This window comes from Sphingomonas aliaeris, from assembly GCF_016743815.1.
GTDB classification, from domain to species: Bacteria; Pseudomonadota; Alphaproteobacteria; order Sphingomonadales; family Sphingomonadaceae; genus Sphingomonas; species Sphingomonas aliaeris.
In genome coordinates this window covers 1,938,682-1,962,942 of record NZ_CP061035.1, presented here as the reverse complement: position 1 = coordinate 1,962,942, position 24,261 = coordinate 1,938,682, and the positions used below count along the sequence as shown (strand labels likewise).

Annotated in this window: 23 protein-coding genes, 1 tRNA gene and 1 pseudogene; 2 read left to right on the top strand and 23 right to left on the bottom strand. The window is 62.3% G+C overall.

The window, feature by feature from the left end; translation table 11 throughout:
- Positions 1-8: 8 nt before the first annotated feature.
- The 10 genes from mazG to H5J25_RS09235 form a co-directional block, all read right to left on the bottom strand.
- On the bottom strand, positions 9-803 hold the full coding sequence (gene mazG / locus H5J25_RS09280; protein ID WP_225883022.1) for a nucleoside triphosphate pyrophosphohydrolase: 795 nt from the start codon (positions 801-803) through the stop codon (positions 9-11).
- A 64-nt stretch (positions 804-867) separates the two neighbouring features.
- Positions 868-1,470 carry a retropepsin-like aspartic protease family protein gene (locus H5J25_RS09275; RefSeq protein ID WP_225883021.1) on the bottom strand — a complete coding sequence of 201 codons (603 nt, stop codon included), beginning with the start codon at positions 1,468-1,470 and terminating at the stop codon, positions 868-870.
- Positions 1,467-2,231, bottom strand: coding sequence for an MBL fold metallo-hydrolase (locus H5J25_RS09270; RefSeq protein WP_202090390.1), 765 nt, complete (start codon positions 2,229-2,231; stop codon positions 1,467-1,469). Before H5J25_RS09270 ends, H5J25_RS09275 begins: the two co-directional genes overlap by 4 nt.
- Before the next feature lie 24 nt (positions 2,232-2,255).
- Entirely contained in the window at positions 2,256-3,032 is a 777-nt protein-coding gene (locus tag H5J25_RS09265; protein WP_202090388.1) for a TatD family hydrolase, read from the bottom strand.
- A complete protein-coding gene (gene metG, locus H5J25_RS09260) occupies positions 3,032-4,585 on the bottom strand; it encodes a methionine--tRNA ligase (protein WP_202090385.1) in 1,554 nt (517 codons plus the stop codon). Before metG ends, H5J25_RS09265 begins: the two co-directional genes overlap by 1 nt.
- Positions 4,586-4,623: 38 nt before the next feature.
- Entirely contained in the window at positions 4,624-5,619 is a 996-nt protein-coding gene (locus tag H5J25_RS09255) for an AAA family ATPase (protein WP_202095827.1), read from the bottom strand.
- Positions 5,616-6,242 (bottom strand): dTMP kinase, encoded by a 627-nt coding sequence (gene tmk, locus H5J25_RS09250; RefSeq protein WP_202095823.1) that lies wholly within the window; start codon positions 6,240-6,242, stop codon positions 5,616-5,618. Before tmk ends, H5J25_RS09255 begins: the two co-directional genes overlap by 4 nt.
- Complete coding sequence (locus tag H5J25_RS09245; RefSeq protein ID WP_202095821.1) at positions 6,239-7,429, bottom strand: D-alanyl-D-alanine carboxypeptidase family protein; 1,191 nt, start codon at positions 7,427-7,429, stop codon at positions 6,239-6,241. The genes tmk and H5J25_RS09245 overlap by 4 nt, the downstream gene beginning before the upstream one ends.
- Positions 7,430-7,455: 26 nt before the next feature.
- Positions 7,456-8,262 (bottom strand): septal ring lytic transglycosylase RlpA family protein, encoded by an 807-nt coding sequence (locus tag H5J25_RS09240; RefSeq protein WP_225883464.1) that lies wholly within the window; start codon positions 8,260-8,262, stop codon positions 7,456-7,458.
- A gap of 244 nt (positions 8,263-8,506) precedes the next feature.
- On the bottom strand, positions 8,507-9,559 hold the full coding sequence (locus tag H5J25_RS09235) for a lytic murein transglycosylase (RefSeq protein WP_202095817.1): 1,053 nt from the start codon (positions 9,557-9,559) through the stop codon (positions 8,507-8,509).
- Between the two features lie 95 nt (positions 9,560-9,654).
- Here H5J25_RS09235 and H5J25_RS09230 point away from each other — a divergent pair.
- Together H5J25_RS09230 and H5J25_RS09225 are read left to right on the top strand one after the other, a co-directional pair.
- Positions 9,655-9,742, top strand: a tRNA-Ser gene (locus H5J25_RS09230).
- Positions 9,743-10,172: 430 nt separating this feature from the next.
- Complete coding sequence (locus H5J25_RS09225) at positions 10,173-11,669, top strand: hypothetical protein (RefSeq protein WP_225883463.1); 1,497 nt, start codon at positions 10,173-10,175, stop codon at positions 11,667-11,669.
- Positions 11,670-11,819: 150 nt separating this feature from the next.
- Here the strand turns inward: H5J25_RS09225 and H5J25_RS09220 are convergent, their stop codons facing one another.
- The 13 genes and pseudogenes from H5J25_RS09220 to uppS form a co-directional block, all read right to left on the bottom strand.
- Positions 11,820-12,959: an acyltransferase family protein gene (locus H5J25_RS09220; protein WP_202095813.1), complete on the bottom strand. Its 1,140-nt coding sequence runs from the start codon at positions 12,957-12,959 to the stop codon at positions 11,820-11,822.
- Between the two features lie 302 nt (positions 12,960-13,261).
- Positions 13,262-13,435 carry a hypothetical protein gene (locus tag H5J25_RS09215; protein WP_202095811.1) on the bottom strand — a complete coding sequence of 58 codons (174 nt, stop codon included), beginning with the start codon at positions 13,433-13,435 and terminating at the stop codon, positions 13,262-13,264.
- An 83-nt stretch (positions 13,436-13,518) separates the two neighbouring features.
- Complete coding sequence (locus H5J25_RS09210; RefSeq protein ID WP_202095810.1) at positions 13,519-14,106, bottom strand: FxDxF family PEP-CTERM protein; 588 nt, start codon at positions 14,104-14,106, stop codon at positions 13,519-13,521.
- Between the two features lie 382 nt (positions 14,107-14,488).
- Positions 14,489-15,040: an FxDxF family PEP-CTERM protein gene (locus H5J25_RS09205; RefSeq protein ID WP_202096248.1), complete on the bottom strand. Its 552-nt coding sequence runs from the start codon at positions 15,038-15,040 to the stop codon at positions 14,489-14,491.
- 700 nt (positions 15,041-15,740) lie between these two features.
- A complete protein-coding gene (locus H5J25_RS09200; protein ID WP_202095809.1) occupies positions 15,741-16,067 on the bottom strand; it encodes a PilZ domain-containing protein in 327 nt (108 codons plus the stop codon).
- Between the two features lie 84 nt (positions 16,068-16,151).
- Entirely contained in the window at positions 16,152-16,382 is a 231-nt protein-coding gene (gene rpmE, locus H5J25_RS09195) for a 50S ribosomal protein L31 (RefSeq protein ID WP_202095808.1), read from the bottom strand.
- Between the two features lie 95 nt (positions 16,383-16,477).
- Complete coding sequence (gene fabZ, locus H5J25_RS09190; protein WP_202095807.1) at positions 16,478-16,969, bottom strand: 3-hydroxyacyl-ACP dehydratase FabZ; 492 nt, start codon at positions 16,967-16,969, stop codon at positions 16,478-16,480.
- Positions 16,966-17,625 carry an OmpH family outer membrane protein gene (locus tag H5J25_RS09185; protein ID WP_202095806.1) on the bottom strand — a complete coding sequence of 220 codons (660 nt, stop codon included), beginning with the start codon at positions 17,623-17,625 and terminating at the stop codon, positions 16,966-16,968. The genes fabZ and H5J25_RS09185 overlap by 4 nt, the downstream gene beginning before the upstream one ends.
- Entirely contained in the window at positions 17,625-20,366 is a 2,742-nt protein-coding gene (gene bamA, locus H5J25_RS09180; RefSeq protein WP_225883504.1) for an outer membrane protein assembly factor BamA, read from the bottom strand. Before bamA ends, H5J25_RS09185 begins: the two co-directional genes overlap by 1 nt.
- Positions 20,367-20,431: 65 nt before the next feature.
- Positions 20,432-21,565 carry a M50 family metallopeptidase gene (locus H5J25_RS09175; protein WP_202095805.1) on the bottom strand — a complete coding sequence of 378 codons (1,134 nt, stop codon included), beginning with the start codon at positions 21,563-21,565 and terminating at the stop codon, positions 20,432-20,434.
- A complete protein-coding gene (locus H5J25_RS09170) occupies positions 21,562-22,719 on the bottom strand; it encodes a 1-deoxy-D-xylulose-5-phosphate reductoisomerase (RefSeq protein WP_202095804.1) in 1,158 nt (385 codons plus the stop codon). Before H5J25_RS09170 ends, H5J25_RS09175 begins: the two co-directional genes overlap by 4 nt.
- Positions 22,716-23,522, bottom strand: a complete 807-nt coding sequence (locus H5J25_RS09165; RefSeq protein WP_202095803.1) for a phosphatidate cytidylyltransferase — start codon at positions 23,520-23,522, stop codon at positions 22,716-22,718. The genes H5J25_RS09170 and H5J25_RS09165 overlap by 4 nt, the downstream gene beginning before the upstream one ends.
- A pseudogene (gene uppS, locus H5J25_RS09160) lies at positions 23,519-24,188 on the bottom strand (polyprenyl diphosphate synthase). Before uppS ends, H5J25_RS09165 begins: the two are co-directional and overlap by 4 nt.
- Positions 24,189-24,261 lie beyond the last annotated feature (73 nt).

Below are 24,261 nucleotides of genomic sequence, written 5' to 3'. Positions count from 1 at the left end.
GATCGGCGTTACTTTGCCGGGTCGATCTTCGCGCACTGCCACAATCGCTCCATTCCCTCAAGATCGAGGGATTGAAACCCGGCACCAGCTTCTGTTTCCATCGCCTTGAATCGACGCTCAAATTTCGCGTTGGCCTGGCGCAGGGCTGCCTCGGGATCGATCCCGAGGTGACGCGCCCAGTTTACGACCGAAAACAGCAAATCGCCGACTTCCTCCTCGCGCTCGGCCTCGGACGCAGCATCGATTTCGGCAATTTCCTCGATGACCTTCCCACGCGGCCCGTCCGCGTCCGGCCAGTCGAAACCCGTGCGCGCCGCGCGTTTCTGGAGCTTTTCTGCGCGGAGCAGCGCGGGCAGGCCTATAGCGACGCCGTCCAGCGCTCCGACAGGGCCACTGCTCGTGCTTTTGGACGCTCGTTCCGCCGCCTTGATCTCTTCCCACCGGTGATGCCCGCCGGCGGCGTCGTCACCGAAGATGTGCGGATGGCGGCGTTCCATCTTGTCGGAGATGCTCGCGGCAACGTCCTCCAGCGCAAACAGACCGGCTTCCTCGGCCATACGACTATGGAAGACCACCTGAAGCAGCAGGTCGCCAAGTTCGTCTCTCAGATCATCATAGTCGTCGCGCGCGATCGCGTCGGCGACTTCATACGCTTCCTCTATCGTGTACGGCGCGATCGAGGCAAAGTCCTGGGAGCGATCCCATTCGCAGCCGGAAACCGGATCGCGAAGCCGCGCCATGATCGCAACCAGCCGTCCGATGGCCGGATAGACGCGTCGATCCGATGGGGGGGGCTTCCTCACGCTGCATATCAAAGTCCGATAATATACATTATGTTAAATTCAGATCGGCGAAAGATGGGTGGGGTCATTGCCCCGTGGGCTCCATAACCAGCATGTCGTTCTCGACGCGCCACGATTTGAGCCGCGACAGAAAGTTCATGCCAAGCACGTCCGTGTCCCCGAACGCCGGTGATACGACCGCAGGCAGATCCTTTGCCTGGATGCTCCCGATATTCAGCGTCCCGATCGTCGCACGTTGCGCGCTGACCGACCCGTTGGCCGTATTGAGCATCGTCGGCACGATACTTTCATTGAGATCGAGCGCCGCAGCCTCGGCGGTATCCGTCGAAAGCGCCGTAGTCGTCGCGCCGCTGTCGACGAGCATACGCCGCTGGACTCCGTTGACGCTGACGTTCGCCCAGAAATGACCATCCTCCGCCATCCGGATCCGTACCGTCGAACCGGACACCGACTGATCGCTGATCCCCAGCGTATCGGCGATCGGCTGTAGCGCGGGCGCGACGCGGCCCCAATTTCCCACGACGATCATCAGCACGACGAAGATCGCGATCCACGCGAGCGCCATCTTCAGGGTGCTCGCGATCGGCAATCGGCGAGCCGCCAGCGCGGACAAGGGCAGGATGAGCATCAGCGCGAAGTAGAATATATCGAACCCGGTGCCCGTCACGCGACCATCTCCAGACCGTCATATCCGGGCTCGACCCCGACCGGCAGCTCGGCCAGCAGCGCCCTATAATCCATTGAATTGTCCATATGGATCAATGCGGAACGCGCCGGACCCAATTGCTCGATCCAACCGAGAACGGCCGACAACTCGGGATGCGACGGGTGCGGAAAACGCCGAAGCGCATCGACGATCCAGATATCGAGACCCTGATACAGGCTTCGCATATCGTCCGTTAGCGCATGGAAATCCGTCGCATATCCGATCGATGTGCCATCGGCGTCGAACCGTAGCCCCGCCGAGAGGATGTTGCCATGAGGCTGATCGACCGCGCGCACGCGGATATCGCCGATCTTGATATCGTCTGCCAGAGTTTCTGCCGCGACGGTCGAGGGATATCCGGCGCGGCCACTGAAAACATAGGCGAAACGCGTCATCAGCGGCGCCAGGGTCTCCCGTCGCGCCAGCCCGCGAACCGGCGCACCCCGCGCGTGAAATACCTGCCGCAGATCATCGATCCCGTGGCAATGATCCGCATGATCGTGGGTCCAGATGACGGCATCCAGATCGGATATACCGGCCGACAGCAACTGCTCGCGCATGTCGGGACTGGTATCGACCAAAATGCGCGTCGTCTTGGTTTCGACGACGATCGATGCGCGCGTCCGGCGGTTGCGCGGCTCGGCGGGATCGCAGGCACCCCAGTCATTGCCGATCCTCGGCACCCCGGACGATGTTCCCGAACCGAGGATACGAACCTTCATTTGCGGGCCTTCATTCGCGGGCGCTCACGATCGCGTCTTGGCAAAAAGGCTGTGGAAATTGTGGGCCGTCGCCTCGGTCAGATCCTCCAGCCGCTCGCCACGAAGGTCCGCCAGGAACCTCGCCGTGTCCGCGACGAAGGCGGGCTCACCCGTCTTCCCGCGATGTGGAACGGGTGCGAGAAACGGCGCATCCGTCTCGATCAGCAGCCGGTCGAGCGGCAGCCGCGCCGCGGTTTCCTGCAAATCCTTCGCGTTCTTGAACGTCACGATACCGGAAATGGAGATATAGCAGCCGAGATCGAGCGCGATATCGGCGAACGCCCCGCTCGCGGTGAAGCAGTGGATGACGCAAGGGTAAGCCCCCTTCCCCATCTCCTCGCGCAGGATCGACGCGGTATCCTCTTCGGCATCGCGCGTATGGACGACGATAGGCAATTGCGTCTCGCGCGCCGCGGCGATGTGCGCGCGGAAGCTGACCTGCTGCCGTTCCCGGTCGCTATGGTCGTAGAAATAGTCGAGACCGCTCTCGCCGATACCGACGACGCGGGGATGCTGCGCACGTGCGACCAGCTTGGCGGTATCGATGTGCGCGTGCTTGTCGGCCTCGTGCGGATGGATACCGACGGTCGCCCAGACATCGCTCTCCCGCTCGGCGGTGGCGAGTACGTCGTCCCATTCGCTTTCACGTGTCGCGATATTCAGCATCGCCGTGACGCCACGGGCCCGCGCCCGTTCCAGCACCGCTTGCTGATCCTCCGCCAACCCTTTGTAATTCAGGTGGCAATGGCTGTCGGCCAGCATCAGGCAGGTTCCGCCGGAACTTCGAGACGAGGGAATACGCCTTGCGGGGCGACGATGCGGAAGTCGGACGCGGCCAGCATGTCGTACCAACCACTATCGTCCAACGCCGCGTGATCGCGCCCGATTGCGCCGATCTGGTCCAGCACCTTGCCGGCGGACGCCGGAACCGCCGGCAGGATCGTGATCGCCAGATCGCGGATCGCGCGAACGAGCGTGCCGAGTACGGCGTGCATGCGATCGGGATCGGTCTTGCGAAGCGCCCAGGGTGCCTGGACATCGATATACTGGTTGCAGGCGAAGACGCCGCGCATCCATGCCTCGATCGCCTGACTGAGGGCCAGGTCGCTGAATTCATTGCGGAAGATCGTCGTAGCGTCACGAACCGTGGCCAGCAATTCCGCATCCGCCGGGTCCGATCGACCGGGCTGCGGCAAGGCGCCCTCCAGATTCTTGGCGATGAATGACAACGTCCTCTGCGCCAGATTGCCGAAGCTGTTCGCCAGTTCGGCGTTGACTCGCGTGACGATCGCTTCGGCGGAATAGCTGCCATCCTGTCCGAAGCTCACCTCGCGCAACAGGAAGTACCGCAAAGCATCGACCCCGAACGCGTTGGAAAGCTCGATCGGATCGACCACGTTGCCGATCGACTTCGACATCTTCTCCCCGCGATGCAGCAGAAAGCCGTGGCCGAACACCGTCTTCGGCAGCGCCAGCTTCACAGACAGCAGGAAAGCCGGCCAATAGACCGCATGAAAACGCACGATATCCTTGCCGATCAGATGCAGATCGGCCGGCCACCATTTCGTGACCCCATCCATATCGTCGGGATAGCCCGCGCCAGTCAAATAGTTGGTCAATGCATCGACCCACACATACATGACATGGCCGTCGCTGCCCGGAACCTTGACGCCCCAATCGAAGCTCGTTCGCGACACGGAAAGGTCGCTCAGCCCGCCTTCGATGAACTTGACCACCTCGTTCCGGCGGCTTTCCGGGCGGATGAAATCGGGATTGGCCGCGATATGATCCAGCAGCGGCTGCTGATATCTGGAAAGGCGAAAGAACCAGCTTTCCTCCGCGGTCCAGTCGACCGGCGTTCCTTGCGGTGAGAGCTTTGCCCCCCCTTCCCCGTCGATCAGTTCCTTTTCGTCGTAAAAGGCTTCGTCGCGGACGGAGTACCAGCCCTCGTACCGACTGAGATAGAGGTCGTCATTCGCTTCCATCGCTTGCCAGATCGCCTGGCTCGCGCGGTGGTGATCCGGTTCAGTGGTCCGGATGAAACGATCATAGCTGATATTCAAGGCGTCATCCATTGCCTTGAAATGTCCGGACATTTCTGCGGCCAAATCGGCCACCTCGACTCCCCGGTCGCGGGCCGTCTGGACCATTTTCAGGCCATGCTCGTCCGTTCCGGTCTGGAAGCGGACGTCGCGCCCCGCCTGACGGTGGAACCGCGCGATCGCGTCCGCCGCGATCGCTTCATAAGCATGCCCGATATGCGGGCGTCCGTTGGGATAACTGATCGCGGTGGTGATGTAATAGGGTTCGGCCATGCGCGATCCCTAAAGCAAGGCCGGGCGCAATTGAAGCCTCAGCGCGACGTCTCGACCGGCGGCGCGAGCGCGGCGACAAGACCGGCCATCTCGAAGACGGTCGCCTGCGCATCCAGCGACAATCCCCGCGCGCTGGCGGCGAGGGTTCGCGCGGCATCGTAGCTGTCGAGCGCCGTGCGCAATGCCTGACCGTGGCGTCCGGGCGCAGCGGCTGCAATGAAGGCGGGGACGCGGTCCAGGAACGCCTCGTAGCGGGGTTGCGCCGCCTTCAACGCGAGCGATTTGGCGAGTTTCGAGCGTCGGGCGTTGCTCGGATCGCCGTCTGCTGCGATCGACCGCATCGCCGTATCGATCGCGGCCAGATCGAGTCCCGCAAAGCCCAGCGCACGCCCTGGCGAGCCCTGACCGGCCGCGACCAGCGCGTCTATCTCGGCATCCGGTGGCGATGGCTGATGGGTGCGCAACACCGCCTCCATCGTCGGCTCGTCAAGCGACTCGAAACGCAGCAAGCGACACCGCGAGCGGATCGTCGGGAGCAACCGCCCGGGTGCGTGGCTGATCAACAGGAAGATCGTGCCCTGCGGGGGTTCTTCCAAATTCTTCAGCAACGCGTTGGCCCCTGCGCGCTCGAGATCGTCGATCGCATCGATCACGATCACCCGCCGCGACGACATGCTCGGCGTGACCGCAAATAGCGGCTGGAGACTGCGGACCTGCGCGATCGGGATCGATCGGGCCAGATCCTGCCCCGGCTTGTCGGCATCTTTCGGCGCACGGGCCAGCTCGCGATAATCGGGATGCGATCCCGCGGCGATCAGGCTGCGCGTATAATTGTCGGCGGGTACGTCGAAACCCGGCGGAAGCGGGGCCTTCGCGGCGCCTTCCGCCAACAGACGCAGCGCCGCGATCCGCGCGAACGTGCCCTTCCCCACGCCTTCGGGTCCGGCGAACAGCCAGGCGTGGTGCAACGCGCCGTTACGCATCGCCGCCGCAAATGCGGCATGCGCATCGTCATTCCCCAACGGTAGGGTCATGGCAGCATATCGGCGAGACCGGTAATCAACGCCTCGGTCACCGCGTCCGCGCTGGCCGATGCGTCGATCAGCCTGACGCGGTCCGGCTCGTGCTCCGCATAAGTCCGGAAAGCCGCCGCTACGGCCCGATGGAAATCGTCGCCGCGCGCTGCAAACCGGTCCGCCGCCGCGCCGTCGCGTCCTTCGGCACGGGCGCGCCCCTGTTCGACCGGCACTTCCAGCACGAAAGTGCGATCGGGCAAAAGCCCGCGTGAGCCAAAGCCGTGCAGCGCAAGCACGGCTGCATCGTCGATCCCGCCGGCCACGCCCTGATAAGCGCGGCTACTGTCGATGAACCGGTCGCAGATCACCCAGACGCCCGCGCTCAAGGCGGGCTGGATCCGTGTCTCGACATGATCGGCCCGCGCGGCGGCGAACAGCAGCGCCTCGCTATGCGGACTCCACCGGCCGACATCGCCCGACATCAACAGGCCGCGGATCGCCTCGGCGCCATCGCTGCCGCCCGGCTCCCGCGTGACCAGTGTCTCGATCCCGCGCGAGGCCAATGCCTCGGCGAGCCTGCGCACCTGCGTGGATTTGCCCGCTCCCTCTCCGCCTTCCAGCGAGATGAAGCGACCCCTCACCCGCCGAACAGACCCATGAGGCCGGCCCAGGCGCGACCGAAGAACCCGGCTTCCTGGACATCGTTCTCGGCGACCAAAGGAACGCTCTGCGACGGCAGGCCGGGAGACGTCACGACCAGATCGGCGATATGCTGACCGGCCTTGATCGGCGCCTTGATCGGCCCGTCATACACGACGCGCGCCTGCAATTCAGGCGATGCGCCCGACGGCAGCGTAATCGCCAGATCGGTCGGCGCGACGAGCCCGACCGTCGCCGCGTCACCAAGCTGGACGTCCGCCGTCTCGACCTTCTTGCCCTTCTTGACGATCGGCTTGGCCTGCCATGCGCGGAACCCCCAATCCATGAAGCGGACCGACTCCTCGATCCGCTGGTTGGAACTGGTCAGCCCGGCCATCACCATCACGAGGCGACGGCCATTCTGGATCGCGGAGCCGGTAAAGCCGTACCCCGCCTCGTCCGTATGCCCCGTCTTCAAGCCATCCGCACCGGCAACGCGGCCGAGCAGCGGATCGCGGTTCGCCTGTGTGATGTCCGCGCCAGCGCCCAGCGTCTTACCCCAGGTGAAGTTCGGCAGCGAATAGAACTTCTTATACAGCGTGGGATGATCCTGGATCGTCGCCGCCGCCAGCTTCGCGAGATCGCGCGCGGTGACATAGGTCACGCCGTTGTCTGGCCAGCCATTCGACGTTCCGAAATGGCTGTTCGACAGCCCCAGCCGCTTGGCGGCTTCGTTCATCCGATCGGTAAATGCGGCTTCGGTCCCCGAAATCCCCTCCGCGATCACGACGCACGCGTCGTTGCCCGACAGCGTGACGATGCCCTTCAGCAGATTCTCGACGCTGACATTCTCGCCGGTCGACAGGAACATGGTCGATCCCGCCGCGGGCCCATGCCAGCGCTGCCACGTTTCCGGACGGACCGGGAACGTCTGGTTCAGCTTCAACTCGCCCTTTTTCAGCATGTCGAACACGACATAGACGGTCATCATCTTGGCCATCGATGCCGGCGGCATGCGGCGGTCCGCATCCTTCGAGAACAGCACGGCGCCGGTCGACAGGTCGGTCAGATAGGCGACCGGGGCCGGCGTCGGGAAATCGGGCGCGGCCGCAATCCCCGGATTGGCGAGCACCAAAGCAGGCGTAAGGATGGTGGCAGCGAGCAGTTTCTTGATCGGCAGGTTCTTCATCGAAAATCCGTGACGCTTGGGGTGATTCAGTTCGTTTGTACGATCCGAGCATCCCCATAGCCCCGCCTTGCGACGTCGTCACGCGCGGCTTTCGCCAAAGCGCCATTTGCGTACGGCCCCATCTGCACGCGAAAGATCGTACCGACCCTGTGCACGCGCCCGTGAAGCATGGTCGCTAGCGCCTTCGCCCTGCCCTCATGCGACAACGCCGCGACCTGTACGAACGCGCCCGGGGCGGAGCTGGCCTGGTTCGATCCAGCGTTCGGTGCGACCGTGGCGGCTGGCGTTCCAGCGTTCTGTCCAATGCGGTCTTCGCGAGAAGGCGGCGATACCGGAAGTGCGGGAGCATCGAACCGCCCCTTCGATGCAATGGCGACCCCCGCCCGTACCGGCAACTTCCGACGCAATGCCACAAGCAGCGCTTGCGGCGCATCGATCCGCCGTGATGCCGCCTGCCCGCCCCGCAGCGCCATGATGTCGGGAGAATTGGCGGTGACCCGCCGGATCCGAACCGGCGCGACACCGGTAACGCCAAGTGATTGCGCCGCGCCGCGCGACAGGTCGATCTCCAGATCCGGCCGTCCGGGCCCGCGATCGTTGACCAGCGCCAGGATCGTCCGCCCCGTATCCAGCGCAGTGACTTCGACGATCGATCCGAGCGGTAGCGTGCGATGTGCGGCCGTGATGCCAGCCGGATCGAAGGGTTGACCGGACGCCGTGTCTGACCCCTGCATTTCCTCGCCATACCAGGTCGCATAGCCGACCGTGTCATAACGCTGCGACTGCCCCGATGTCCCGCGCGGTCCTTCGACGGAGGCAATATCCGGTGGCAAGTCGGAGTTTTGTACGCGTGCTTCTGGAGGAGTGGACGGCAGCGCATAACTCGCGCCGACTGGATTCGGTGCCGCAGCCTGCGCGTCCCGTGGCGCGCGCGGCGCGACCTTCGAACCGGCGGCAGGTTGTCCAATGCCAGTGGCCAGCCCCGACATCGACGGAGTATCCGCGAAGTTCAATGCGCCGGCATACCCCGCCCCACCAACGCACGCGGCGGCGATCACAATGCAGCCATAACCAATTCTACTGTTCGACAGCATCCGCGAGTAGCCCGACCGACAAAGCGTAAAAGTTCGAGCAATTGTAATCGAGGATAACCCGATAATTTCCGGTTAGCAGATAAGCGGTTTTTCCGGGGCCATCGGGTTCCATCAACGTCGCCATCACGCGGTCGTCGGGCCAGACCCGCGTTTCCGGGCTGATACCAAGCGCGCGCCACTCGGCGATCGTCTTCCACCCGCTATGCCGCGCGAAGACACGCTCGCATCGCGGCGAAACCAGTCGATTGGTGATCCCCGACCGATCGAACCCCGCGGGCACCGTAACTGCCAGACCCCAGGGCTGGCCGGCGCGCCACCCGGCACTGGTGAAATAGTTGCCGATCGAGGCGAGCGTGTCCGCCGGGCTGGTCCAGATATCGGAACGCCCGTCGCCATCTCCGTCCTTCGCCAGACGCAGATAGACCGATGGCAGGAACTGTGGCCCGCCTGTCGCGCCCGCCCAGCTTCCTTTCAGTTGCGAGACGGGGACGCCACGATCGACCATCTGCATCGCCGCGATGAACTCGTCCGCAAACAATTGCCGCCGCCGGCCCTCATACGCAAGCGAAGCCAGCGCGCGCGGCAGGTCGAATCCGCCCATAACCACGCCGTAGCTCGTTTCATGTCCCCAGATCGCGACCATGACCGATTCCGGAACGCCCGTCTGGTCCTCGATCTTTTGCAACCGCCAACGTTGCGACTGATACGCGCTGCGCCCGCGCGCGATGATCGCCGCGCCGACATGTTGCGCTTTATACGGCGCGAAAGCCGGAATGCTCGCATTCGGGTTTGCCGGGCTTCCGCCGGGCTGCGCGCGATCCAGTTCGATGACGCGGGTGTTCAACGTCAATGTCGGCAGCACCATATCGAGCGTCCGGGCGCTGACGCCCTTCGCGATCGCCTGCGCGCGAAGCTGGATCAGATAGGCCTGGAATCCCGCTTCCTCCTGCGCCACCGCCCGTCCGCTGCCGAACCCGCAAACCATTGCGGCCGCCACGACGCCGATCCAACGCTTCATCTTCAATGTCATCTGCATCCGGGGACCCTGCCACACCGCTCGACCCGCATGAACCCCCGGCGGTCGCACCGCTTGCACAAAGCGGCGCAACCGGATTAAGCGATCGACGCGCCGGAAGGGTGGCAGAGTGGTCGATTGCAGCGGTCTTGAAAACCGCCGATGCGCAAGTATCCGTGGGTTCGAATCCCACCCCTTCCGCCAAATTGGCGCGTCGGCCGATGAGTTCGAAGCGCAGGATCTTTTCTGGCCACCGGTGCGGATCTTCCGCAATTCGCCTTGATGCACCTATGGACCAGCGACATTGATCGCGTTCCCGCACAGTCGGTTACGGTCCGCTCTGCACGCCCCGTGGTTTCACCGCCTGGCCAGACTGCACGGGCCGAATAAAATTGTATAAAATCAACTCGTCGTACTGGTCCGTCGATACGACGCACCGCCTTTGCGCTGCATCGCAACATCGACCAAAGCAGGTTAATCGTCATTCGGCGATATGCTCCCAGAAAGGACGCCCATGAGGGTATATATTGCGGCTGGCGCATTGGTGTGCGTCGCTGTTTTCGTGCAGGCGCAGACGGCTTCCGGCTGCGGAACGATCACGTCGTCTTTAAGACTCACCAGCCAGAAGAAGTGCGTGAGCAATGACCAGGCGGCGAATCAATTGACGGTCGTAAACCAGGGTTCGGTGCCGACACCGGCGGCTAAGGGAACGATCATTTCCGGAACGCCAAGTCCTAGCAAGGGTTCGCTTCCCGGGCAGATCGGCGTCAGCGCGGTGCCGGTAAGCTATTACGGAACGGAGCGGATCTGGGCGAACCTCGCCTACCGGGCCAGCGAATGGATGAACGTCGTCGGCGGCCTCAACCAGTATGGCAACCCGAAGACCGCCGGGCGTATCTTCCTCCAGGCGCCGAACGACGTGCTTCTCGGCAAGGCGACCAGGATCACCTGTACGTGGCAAGGCAAGGGCGCGGCCTTCGTGAACGGAAATGTGCCCAACTGGGTCAGGAGCGATACGCGCACGATCAGCTTCGTATGGAAACCTGCGGGACCTCCGGGCAAGCATGGCGGCGTCTGGTTCGATCTGTCGGGAAGCGACGGCACGTTCCGCGATCTCGACTGTCGCGAGCCCGGCGTCGTCGCGAACGGCCGGCTCGACCAGCGCTATGTCGACGACATGAAACTCTACAGCGTCGTCCGCTTCCTCGACTGGTCGACAGCGAACAGCAACGCGCCGATCAGCTGGGCAACACGCTCGCTGCCCAATCGCCAGCGCTCGGGCACCTTTACCGGCGATCAGCCGCTGGAGGACCAGATCGAGATCGCCAATGCGATCGGCGGCGATGCGTGGTTCACGATTCCGTGGAACGCCGATGACGATTACATCCGGCGCATGGCGACGCTTATTCGCGATACGCTGAAGGGCAAGGCCTATTTCGAGACCGGAAACGAGGTCTGGAACTGGATGTTCAAGGTCACGACGCAGGCGCTGAACGAAGGTATCGCGAAGAACCTGTCCCCGAACAAATGGGACAACACGATGCTGCGCTATGCCGAGAAGACGGTCGAGCAAAACAAGATCCTGACCGACGTCTTCAAGGCCCAGCCCGCCCGGCTCGTGCGCGTCGCCTCGTTCCAGTCCGGCAATGTCCGCGGCATCGACCAATTCCTGGACTTCCGTGATACCGCGCAATGGGTCGATGCGATCGCCGATGCGCCCTATTTCGGGGTGGCCGAACTGAACAAACCGGCACGTATCGGTGAAACGCAGTCGCAACTATTCGCCCGGCTGGAAAAGGCACGGCTGGCGGCGATCCAGACGACTACGTTCGTGGCCCAGGCCGCAAAGCGCCACGGCAAGCTGTCGATGATCTACGAGGGCGGCCAAAGCAACATCTCGACCGATGCCAACGCGGCTGTAAATGAGCAGATGCAGCGCAGCCCGCTGATGGAAGCCGCCTACAACCGCTATCTGGCCGACCTGCGCGCCGTCCATACCGGTCCGATCATGCTGTACAATACGACTGGGCCAACCGGCCGGTTCGGCAGTTGGGGACAGCATGAGTTCACCGGCCAGCCGGACGCGGTGGCGCCGAAGCGGCGTGCTATCAGGGCTGCGCTCAGTAAATAGGCTGGTAGTGCTGGATTGGTCTAAGCGGACGGTGGCAAGCCGATTGGCGGAAAATCGATTGCGCCAGCCGTTTGGAATGGTGCGCCCGCGGTCATCCGCCGTCCGCGGGCACGCTATACGATGGTCACGTGCCCAAGTCAGGCTGGATGATTAAACAGCGGCACTCGGCACTCGTCGAAGAAGCTTTCGACGCGTCCATTCATTTGCCGGCGCTTCGACGAGAGAATAACTTATATAGGCCACGATGATCACCACGGCCAGCATTCCCAAAGTAAACGCGTCCCCCATCAAGGGTGTGGCACCGACTGTCTGTTTTCCGTGAACTTTCTGGAGAATATCTTTATCACCGGTGCGATTTTGTATCGCAGCGAACATATTATATGCCCGATAAACAATAAACATGTGAACCATGTAAATAGAATATGAAATCTTGCCTAAGAATTGCGGGAACGACAGCAGCATAAAATTACTAACGAGTCCGGACTGCTGCGCAAATATTATAATGACGATCGCAAACAACGGAGGAACTAACAGAGAGAATGGCCCGGCGCCGGCAAAGGCGATCATCGTAGCTGTGCCTACCACGGCCGCTATTTCAAGCACGGTCGCGGTTGAACGTCTCGGATCGAACGGAAACCGCCGATAGGCGTAGAACATCACAACCCCAAGCGAAAACCCTATCAGGCATCGCGCGAACGCACCGTGGTGAAAGACGTTCAAATACCGGTCGGTGACGAATGGAAGGTAAATGGTGCAAGAAATCGCCAAAACGATGGCGAAAGGAACAATCCATTTCCCCAAAAATCGAAACCCGAAAGCAAAAATAAGATACGCCCAGAGCTCGACCGCAATGCTCCAAGCAAGACCGTTCCACGATACCAAATCTTCTCCAAAGAATGGCTGGACAAGAAACAGGTGAGCGACAAGCGCCTTCACTTGGTAATTTCCGGTAAACGCAATTTCACCCGAAGGCCGTGGCACCCAAAGCACGAATATCTCGAAAGCAACCCAAACTAATAATACCACGAAATGGAGCGGATAGATACGGCCGAGACGAAGTAGCATAAATCGCTTGATCGAAAATGCGTTCGCAAGTTTATCGCCATAACTGGCTGCAATCACAAAGCCACTCAGAACAAAAAAGAAATCAACGAACAGGAACGAGTTCTGGATCAACGCAGTGTTGCTAACGTATCCACTCGTTTGAAAGTGGTAGATTACGACCATACATGCGCATACACCGCGCAGGCTATCGAGAACGCCGAAGCGATGTCTTGTCTTTTCGGCCATATCGCTTTCCGAATCCGTTATCGTCCCGCGCGCTAAACGTCGAGGATTACTAAACCGTCATTACTGGCCGACCAAAACCGAACCGATGCTGGTCGGCCGTCTGTCATTGATATCGATCAAACGTCAAGATCCAGCGGCCAATCCCGGCTGATAGGGCCTCCGCCTCGTCTCCCTGCCTCGCGCAGCCCTCTCAGTCCTTTCCGTTCTGCTCATGTCGCTTCTCCCACAGCGGGAGCAGCGGACGTATTTGACAGCGGTGACAGTCGATCAGATCGGCGGCGCGATAAGCCATTCGCCGATGGTTACTTTCTTGCGCTCTTACGTGCGGGATCGGCGATGACCGTCAGGTCGTCCCGCCGTTGGCGGCGGCGCCCAGCGCGTTCACCGCGGATCATGTGAAGAACCATCGCTTTTGCGAAGATAAGCCCCACAATGGCGATAATCGTGAGCCAGAAGCAGATAACCACCCCGTCCACATGCAATCTCCTCGACGGTTGTTTACGAAAAAAGCCGCCAGTCTATCGACTGACGGCTTCTCGTTCGCATGTAGAAACCGATGTTAGGCGAACTTGACGTTCGTCTTCACCTTGCGGCCGCGTGCAGCGGCGCCGATCATGCCGAAGCCGAGGACCATAAGGCCCCAGGTTGCCGGCTCGGGAACAGCAGCCGCGTTGAAGGCGATGTTGCCGCCATAGGCGCCATTCGTGCCGCGCAAGGTGCCGGTCGTGGTCAACGTGTAAGAACCAATGCCGACGAAAATGTCATCGAACGAGCGAGTCTCGTTGATGTCAGAGTTGCTGGTCGGGGTCAGAACGTACGTCACGTTGCCGGGGCCTGTGATGAAGACGCTCGTGAAATCGACGTCGTTCCTCGAATTTGATCCGCCACCCGTGGTGGAGACGATCGCGCTCAGAAAGCCGCTGGTCGTGGTCGAGAACGTGAACGACTCCGTGAAGGACGGCCGCGCAACGTTCGCGCCGCTGAAACCGATCGAGAAGGAACCGTCCGAATCGGCAGATGAAGGGGTTACCGTGACGGTTGCCGAGGCTGGCACGGAAAGCGCGAGGGCAGCAACTGCGATGGCGGCGCGATAGACATTACGCATTGGGATGAACCTCCGATAAATATATGGCGACAGCGCCCTCACCGGAAGCTTTGCATGATCTGTGCCAACCGCGGTTTTCCGGCATTTCTTCCTAGATGCCGACTTGGTGTGTAAGCAGGAGCGACGGATTTTATCCACCGACCGGCTTGCCCCCGGAGCATGGCTATACCGGTACGTGCCGATGGTTTGGCCAGGCTCCCCGCTCCGACATGGCGCTTGGAACTGTCAGTGGAGATAAGGTCTGGTCGAGGCGTCCGGATCTGGCGTGATAGTTTGTTTGCCGGGAAATGGTCCAACCACATAGGGCCATCACGCGGGCCTTTGCGCCGGCTACGGGCTGCCTGAGTGCCGCTATCGATCGATCCCAGCAAAAAGCCGCCGGCCTTTCGGCCAGCGGCTCAATGTCCCCCGTGGGAGAAGGCTGTTAGGCGAACTTGACGCTCGTCTTGACCTTGCGGCTGCGCGACGCCGCACCGATCATGCCGAAGCCCAGGATCATCATGCCCCAGGTTGCGGTTTCCGGAACGGCTGCCACCTGCGTCGCGAAAGACAGGTTGCCCGTAAACGAAGCGTTAGCGGGCGTAGGCGAACCGGCCTGACCAACGGTACCGGAAACGAACAGCGTGTTCGTGCCGCCAGCAACGATCGTCTGGTTGAGCAGGTTGCGGAACTCTTGCACACCGGACAAGACGGTGTTGAAGTCCTTACCGTTCAACGTCACGGTCGTCAGATCGAGATTCGTTGCCTGGTTATTGCCCGTCAACAGCGACGTGATGTCCGAGCTCGCCAGGTTGAAGCCAGTCGGCGTGGTGAACGTGAAGGTACGTTCGAACGAACAGAAAACCCCACCACCAGCGCACGTCACGTTATCGTCGCCATAGGTGCCGCTGGGCCCCGTCAGGGTCAGGAACTGCGCTGCCTGGGCTGCAGGCGCAGCTGCGAAGGCAACAGTTGCAGCAACGGCTGCGGCGAAAATTTTTTCATGGAAATTCTCCCTCGATCACTACTCGTCGTCGTAGACACTTCAGCTACGACGCGGAAAATTAAGCATGTTTTGTGCCAACGGTAGAATTGCGGGGCTGCAAACCGATCGATTTCCGACCTGTAAGCGGTAGCGACACCCTCCGAGGAATGGAATTTCGCAACGCGAAATTCGACCTCTGTGAAATGCAGGGAGGCGAATTTCGTTCCAACGCGAATTGCACGGAAAGGACGTTGGAAGGGGGGCTCCGATCCTTTGGATAACCGACGAACCGATCTGAAGCAGTGGCGGAAGAATGCGCCGTCAACGACAGGCCAGCGACAAATCGGGGGTCGAACGTCAGGATCAGGGGATGCGCCGTGAAATAACGGCGCGATGCATTTCGAACGCTTGTCACAGTGCCGACCGGCGTCAGCGCCGCTCCGACCACGTTGCGCCGAAATCCCGTACGTTCATCATTCCAGTCCTAAGCGCGCAGCCTGCCTAAGCCTCACACCCATCTCGATCGATGATGGGGGCTTCAAATGTAGCATTATGGCGATGACGCCTGCCGCGCACGTAGCTTCCGTATTCAATAGGCGTCGCAGTGATTACATCGCAGGATGTGTAACGCCACACGCAGCGCCGACCGGTTCTGACATGACCAACGGCGGGCCGTATCGGACGAGACAGCTCGAAAACGCCATGAACGGCGTCAACTGTTCGGCGTCGCCAGCGCAGCCAGTGTTTCATAGGCATCCGCATCCAGCGGATGGCCGAAGCGACAACCGGCTTCATAATCGTCGGCCCACATGACCGTTGCGGCGATTTGACCGATCAAGGGCAGCGTCAGCCAGATCGTGTCGCCCTTCCGCATGGCGGAATAGGTTTGTAGCCGCGCGCCGTGCATCGACAGGTCGGTGACCTTGCACAACGTGCGATAAAATCCGCCGCGGCCCACGCGCGCATTGATCGAGACCGCCGCCCGTGACGTACTCCGGTGGCCGGTTACCTCGGCGGGTTCGAACTCGGCGGCGAACATGGCTTCCCTTTCGTGAACCTCACGAAGGGAAGCCTATGCCCGGATTGCCTAATGCGTCGTTAAGGACGACGCGAAAAAGTCGATTTACTTCTTACCGAACGAAAGGCCGCCAAAACGCTTGTTGAAGCGTGCGACCTGACCACCGGTGTCGAGCATCTGGCCGCGGCCGCCGGTCCATGCCGGATGCGCCAGCGGATCGATTTCCAGAGTCATCGTGTCGCCTTCCTTGCCCCAGGTGGAGCGGGTTTCGTACACGGTGCCATCGGTCATCTGCACCTTGATGGTGTGATAATCGGGGTGAATGTTCTTCTTCATGTTCAATCTCCGTCAGTGGCTGGTTTCCGACCAGCCGGGACAAGCGCGGCGCACTACACGGCGAACCACGTTTCAGCAAGTTTTGTTTCGGCCTGTCAGGCCGCCTTCGGCGGATCGGCGATCATCGCCATGAACTTCGCCTCGGCCGCCAGCTTGCCATCGATCAAGGCGCGACCCGCAAACTTCGTGCTTCGCGAGCTTTTCTGCACGATCTCGACTTCCAGACGAAGCAGCACACCGGGCTCGACCGGCTTGCGGAACTTCACCTCGTCGATCGACATGAAATAAACGAGCTTCCCCGTACCGGCCAGCCCGAGCGATTCCAGCGCGAGAATCCCCGCCGCCTGCGCCATCGCCTCGACGATCAGCACGCCCGGCATGATCGGGCGCCCGGGGAAATGCCCCTGGAAAAACTGCTCGTTGATCGTCACCGCCTTGATGGCGACGATCGACCGGTCGAGGATGACTTCCTCGACCCGGTCGACCAGCAGCATCGGATAGCGATGCGGCAGTGCCGCCATGATCCGCCCGATATCGAGCGGACCAAGCGTCACGGCTTCCGCGGCCGGGGCTGCGTCTTCACTCACCGGGTGGTCGGCTTCTTGGCAGGAGCGGCAGGTGCTGCCTGCTGGGCCGCTGCACCGGCTTGGCCGGGCTGCCAGTTGGCCGGCGGCGTGATGCTGACCGTCGGCACGAGCGTGTCGAGTTCGGTCGTGATCGCAGGCGTCAGGTCCGACGCCGGCTGGGCGAAGACGACCGCATCGGGACGGACGATCAACTGCACGCCACGCTTCGACACGACCGACTGCAACGCGCCTTCATACTTCAGCGCGATCTGTTCGGCGGCATATTGCTGCGCACGGGCAGCCGGTGCCTCCAGGCGGCCGACTTCCTGCTGCACGGCGGTCTGCTTCTGCTGGATCGCAGCAATTTCGGGACGCTTGGCAGCCTGTGCGGCTTCCAGTTCCTGCTGGCTGACCTGACCGTTCTTGTCGGTGTCGAGCGCCAGTGCGAGCGCCTCGATTTCCTTTTGCACGGCGGCACGGCGTGCGGTCGACTGGTCGAGCTGCGCCTTATATTGCGTGCGGATCTGCGTGACGGCGGTGGTGAACGCCTTGGTATTGCCGATCGCGCCCTGCGGATCCGCGACGGCGACGGCCTGTGCATTCGCCTGGGTCGCACCCATGATGGCGGCGGGAGCAACCAGAACGGCTGCGAGCAGCAACTTCTTGTACGTGTTCATCAGAAACTAGTCCCTACGTTGAATGTTACGAGTTTGGTGTCGTCGCCTTTGTCCTTCAGCAGGGCATAGGCCACGTCGATGCGGAGCGGCCCGAACGGCGACGTCCAGTTGACGCCCGCGCCGACGGAAATACGCGGCTTTGCGGAGTCGCCGACAAAGCGTTCGAGGAACGGATCGATCGCCTGGCCGAGCCGGGTATTCGGCACGATCCCGTTGCAGGCCCCCGTGCTGTCGGGAATGCCGACCGGGCACGTCGTCGTGATCTGGCCACCGTCCGCCCGCGTGAACGAATATAATTGCGCACCGGAAGCGTCGAGCGTTGGGATGAACGCCTGCCCGATTGCGCCGTTCGCCAGCGTCGGGAAGCAGCTCGTCGTCGCACCGTTGGCGCAATTGGCGATCGTCGGCAGCGGGCGCGTCACGCCGAACAGAGCACCGGCCTGAACGTAGATGGACGGACGCAGGCCCAGTTCGCGCGCACCCGAACCCAGCGGGATTTCCAGTTCGAGACGGCCGGAATAATAGGCACGACCACCCAAGGCATCATCGACGATATTGTCGCGATTGGTGGTCAGCGTCTGCACGCCGTTCGCGTCCGTGACGTACGGAACGCGCTGCACGCGCGGACCGACGCCGCGAATGTCGAAACCGCGGAAGTCCGGTTCGCCCAGATAGAAGCGATCGGTGATGCGGATTTTGTCGATCCCCACCCCGCGGCTCTTTTCCAGCGACTTGATGTATCCGCCCTCGGCACGGGCCGATGCGATGAAGCCGCCACCGATGCCCCAGAACTTCGAGGCGTTGAACTTCGTGCGGATATACTTCACGTCACCGCCCAGCCCGGCGAAATCCTGGCTGAAGATGAAGTTGTGGCCGGCACTCGGCCGCAAGCGGCTGTTGAGGCTGTCATACACCAGCGAGTAGCCGACCGATGACGTCGCACGGTTGCCGATCGAATCGCACAGGTACCGCCCGGCGCGGATCGGGTCGCAGACGCCGTTCGTATAATAGGTCGACTTGTCGAGCGTCACATTGTCGAAGCTCAAGCCATAACGGCCGGACAGCGACCAGTATTCGGTCAACGGCACGCCGGTACGCAGCTGGAAGCCGGTCGAGACCTGCTGGTATGTCGTGTTGCGATCGCCGCTCGCCGTCAGGTTGAACGAATTGTAATCGCGCCGGAAGATGTCGCCGCCGATCGCGATGTTCTTGTCGAACAGATACGGCTCGGTGAAGCCCAGTTCGATCGACTTGGAATAGCTCGAATAGTTGACGCTGGCGCGCAGTTCCTGGCCCTTGCCGCGGAAATTGCGCTGGCGGATCGATGCTTGGATGATGAAGCTTTCGAGGCTGGAGAAGCCTGCCGACAGCTGCAATTCACCGGTCGACTTTTCTTCGATATCCGCGGTCAGGATCACGCGGTCGGGCGCCGACCCCGGATTCTGCTTAAGCTCGAACTTGTCCTGGAAATAGCCCAGCGAGTTGATGCGATCCGTCGAACGCTTCACCTGGAAGCTGTTGAACGCATCGCCCTCCGCCAGGCGGATCTCGCGGCGGATCACCTTGTCCTGCGTATTCGTGTTGCCGTTGATCTCGACGCGTTCGACATACGACCGTTTCGCCTCGGCGATGTTGAAGTTCATCGACATCGTCAGCGTTTCGCGGTCGCGGTTGAACTCCGGGTTCACCTCCGTGAAGGCATAGCCGAACAGACCGGCCGTCTCGTTCAGCTGATCGACCGAATTCTCGACCTTCTTCGCGTCGTACCAGTCACCCTTCTTGATCGTCAGGCCTTCGGCGAGCTTCTTGTTGTCGAAATCGCGGATCGAACTGTCGACCGTCACGTCGCCGAACTTATAGCGCGGGCCCTCTTCCACCACGTACGTGATGATGAAGTCCTTCTTGTCCGGCGTCAGCTCGGCCACCGCCGATGTCACGCGGAAATCGGCATAACCTTCGGTCAGGTAGAACTGGCGCAGCTTCTGCTGGTCATACGCCATCCGGTCTTGGTCGTAGCTGGTGTTCGAGCTGAGCAGCGTCGTCAGGCGCGCCTGCTTCGTCGCCATCTGTTCGCGCAGCTTGCTGTCCTTGAACACCTCGTTGCCGATGATGTTGATCGCGCGGACCTTCGACTTCGATCCTTCGCTGATCTCGAACACCACGTCGACGCGGTTCTGGTCCAGCGCGACCATCTTCGGCTGGATCGAGGCGGCGAAACGACCCTGGCGGCGATACAGTTCGACGATGCGCGCGATATCCTGCCGCACCGCGGTGCGCGTGAAGATCTGGCGCGGCGCCAGCTTGATCTCTTTCCGGATCTTGTCTTCCTTCAGGCGCTTATTGCCTTCCAGAATGACGCGGTTGATCACCGGGTTCTCACGGATCCGCAGCACGATATTGCCGCTCTCGGCCCCCGCGATCGACACGTCGGCGAAGAAGTCGCTCGAGTACAGATCCTTGATCGCCTGATCCAGCGTCTCGTTGGTGAACGGCTGGCCGACGCGCAGCTTGGTATAGGACAGCACCGTATCCTGCTCGATACGTTGCGATCCCTCCACGCGCAGCGACAGGATCGTGCGCGTCACCGGCGCCGCGACGGGCGCAGGCGTCGCCAGCTGCGGCGCAGGAGCGGCCTGCCCCTGTGCGTGGGCGGCGAGCGGCAGGCTGGACAGCATCGTGCCGGCCAGCAAGACCCTCGTGGCGCGCGCGCCGTATTTAGAAACCAAATTCGCTGTCACTATCCCACCCCAAAACGGAGAAATTACGCAGGCCGATCAAATTGCGCGCCCGCCCTGCCTTACCTGCGTCAACCGATCAACCCGGCGAGGCTCTTCCATATTCCGAACGAACCAAGATCGTTGAACGTCACCATCAGCATCAGCGTCAATATTGCGATCAATCCGCCCCGAAACGCCCACTCCTGCACGGCCGGCGGGACCGGACGCCGCCTGATCCCCTCCAGCGCATAGAAGAACAGGTGGCCACCATCCAGCATCGGAACTGGCAAGATATTGATGAACCCCAAGTTAATCGAAACCAGTGCGATCAACCCGATCAGGTCCGGAATGCCCAGCGCCAGTTGCTCGCCCGATACCTTGGCGATGCGCAATGGTCCGCCCAACTCGCTGACCGGACGCTTCCCGGTGATGATCTGGCCGATACTGTCGACCATCATCGTCAGGATCGAACCCATCCGCTTGACCGCGACGATCGGAGCCTCCGCCACGCCGACCGGAACCCAGACCGGCTTCACCGGGGCGATGCCGAGCAGTCCAAGCTTGAATTCGTTGCCGAACCGGTCGCGCAACATCTGCGATCCGACCGCGGCGTCCGCGCTCACCGCTCGGCCCGACCGCTCGTAATCCACCCGAACCGTTTCGTCGGCCCGCAGCTGGATATATTTCGCGACGTCGTCGAACGTATCGACGCTGCGCCCACCGAGAGCGACGATCCGGTCGCCCGGTTGCATACCGATCTTCGCCGCCGCGCTGCCCGCCACGATCTCGCGCGCGATCGGCGGCGTCCGCCCGTCGCCATAGACCAAAGCGAACCCCATCAGGATCAGGAAGGCGAGTACGAAATTCACGAACGGACCAGCCGCGACGATGATCGCGCGCTGCCACAACGGCTTCGCCTGGAACGTCTGTGCGCGTTCGGCGGCGGGCAGCAGGTACCAGTCCGGATCGGGCTGACTGGCCGGGTTCATGTCGCCCGCGAACTTCACGTATCCACCCAGCGGCAGCCACGCGAACTTCCACCGCGTCCCGCGCTTGTCGGTGATTCCGAACACTTCCTTGCCGAAGCCGATCGAGAAGGCCTCGGCCTTCACGCCGAACCAGCGCCCGGCGAGATAGTGCCCCATTTCGTGCACGAACACGAGCGGCCCGATGACCAGCACGAACGCCAGGATCGTCAGCAATAGGCCGGGGCTTTGGATCAACTCGCGTATTCCTTCACACGTTCAGACGCGATCGCACGCGCCCCCGCGTCGACTGCCAGGACCTCATCCAGCTTCTTCGGCGCAGGCGGATCGTAGCGATCCAACGTATGTTCGACGATTGCGGCAATTTCGAGGAAGCCGATCGATTTCGCGAGAAAAGCTGCCACGGCGATCTCGTTCGCCGCATTCAGGATGGCGGGTCGCGCGCCACCCGCATCCAGAGCCTGTCGTGCCAGCCGCAACGCGGGGAAGCGCATTTCGTCCGGCGCAGCGAATTCCAGCCGCCCGATCGCAATCAGGTCCAGCGGCTCCATCGGGGTCGCCATACGGTCGGGCCAGGCCAGGCAATGCGCGATCGGCGTGCGCATGTCGGGCGGCCCCAACTGCGCCAGCACCGAACCGTCGATATAGTCGACCAGCGAATGGATCACCGATTGCGGGTGGATCACGATCTCGATCGCGTCGTGCGGCACGGGGAACAGCCGCGCTGCCTCGATCAGTTCAAGCCCCTTGTTCATGCACGTCGCGGAATCGACCGATATCTTGGCGCCCATCGACCAGTTGGGATGCGCGACCGCCTGTTCCGGCGTCACGTCGCGCATTCGCTCGCTCGACCAGTCGCGGAACGGCCCGCCGCTGCACGTCAGGATGATCCGCCGCACGTTGCCCGGCCGGCTCGCGTCGAAGCACTGGAAAATCGCATTATGTTCGGAATCCGCGGGCAACAATGTCGCACCGCTATGTTTGGCTGCGTCCAGGATGACGTCGCCGGCCGAAACCAGAGGCTCCTTGTTGGCGAGGACGACGACGCCGCCCTGCTCCACCGCCGCCATCACCGGTTCCAGCCCGGCGCACCCGACAATGGCGCCCATCGTCCAGTCCGCGCCCATTGCCGCCGTTTCCATCAACGCCGATGCGCCGCCCGCCGCCTCGATCCCGCTGCCCGCCAACCGGTCGCGCAGGTCGCCCAGACACGCCTCGTCCGCGACGACCGCGCGCTTCGCCCGCGTCCGGATCGCCGCCGCCGCAAGCTTCTCCGTGTCGCAATTCGCCGTCAGCGCGAGGATCTCGAAACCGTCGGGATCGCGTTCGATCAGGTCCAGCGTGGAACTGCCGACCGATCCGGTCGCGCCAAGAATCGTCACGGTCTTCATGCGTAAAATCTCGGCAGGATCAGGAGGATGGCGGCGATCGGCGCGACCGGCACCAGACCGTCCAGCCGGTCCAGCACGCCGCCATGACCGGGCAGGATCGATCCGCTATCCTTCACCCCTGCCCTGCGCTTCAGCCAGCTTTCGAACAGGTCGCCGCCCTGTGCGATCGCCGCCAGCACCGGGGTCGCCAGCGTCATCCGCCACGGCAGCCCGTATTGGTAATGCATGACGGCCGCGAACAGGCTCGCGGCGATCGTGCCGCCGATCAATCCGGCCCATGTCTTGTTGGGGCTGATCCGGGGTGCCAGCTTCGGCCCGCCGAACGTCCGTCCCGAGAAATATGCGCCGATGTCACACGCCCAGACAAGCGCCAGTGCCCAGAGCGTGAAGACGATGCCGTAATCCTGCCGCCGCAGGAACACGAGCGCCAGCACCGGAAGGCCGCAATACAGGATGCCGGCCGCCAGTTCGCGTTTCCGCGTGACGATCACCGCGAAGAATGCGGCGCCGAACAGCAGGCCCAGCGTGAAGAAATAGTGCACTTCGATGATCAGGGATGCTGGTGCCATCGTCGCCAGCGGAACCGACAGGCTGAACTGCGCAATCCTTTTGTGCGCGGCGGTCGTCCCGACCAGGTCGGCCCATTCGCCCAGCATCACGATCGCCCCGACCACGCACAGCAGCCAGAACCAGATACCGCCGACCCACAGCGCGCTCGCCGCGACCGCGATCATCGCGGCGCCGGTCGCGGCCCTCACCGGCAGGTCGGACCTGCGTCTTCGGCCGGTGTCGGCCGGCGTCACAGGCCGCCGAAGCGCCGTTGACGCTGGCCGAACGTCGCGACGGCCTGTTCCAGGCAGTTGCCGTCGAAATCGGGCCACAGCGTGTCGACGAAGAGCAGTTCGGCATAGGCCGCCTGCCACAGCAGGAAGTTCGACAGGCGGACCTCGCCGGACGTGCGGATCATCAGGTCCAGCGGTGGCAGGTCGCGCGTGTCGAGCGCCGCATCGATCGCCGCCTCGTCGATCGCGTCGGCGCGCATTTCCCCCGGCGGCGACTTTTTCGGCCAGTGTCCGCGCGGCCGCGGCGATTTCTGCCTGCGCGCCGTAATTCAGCGCGATCACCAGGATCGGACCGTCATTGGTCGAGGTGCGTGCGACCGCATCGTCCACCAGCTTGACCAGATCGGGCGAAAACCGCCGGTAATCGCCGATGATCCGCAGGCGCACATTCTCGCGCGACAATTCGTCCAGATCGCTGCGGATGAATACCCGCAACAGCCCCATCAGATCGCTGACTTCCTGTTCCGGGCGTCGCCAGTTCTCCGATGAGAAGGCGTACAGCGTCAGCGCCTCGATCCCCAGCGCGCGCGCGGCACGCGTGACCTTGCGCACTGCCTCGACACCCGCCTTGTGCCCGGCAATCCGGGGTAGAAAGCGCTTTTTCGCCCAGCGCCCGTTGCCATCCATGATGATGGCGACGTGGCGCGGCAGATGTGTCGGTCCGCCCGACGCCTCTCCGACCGCAGCGGGAATCGTGGCC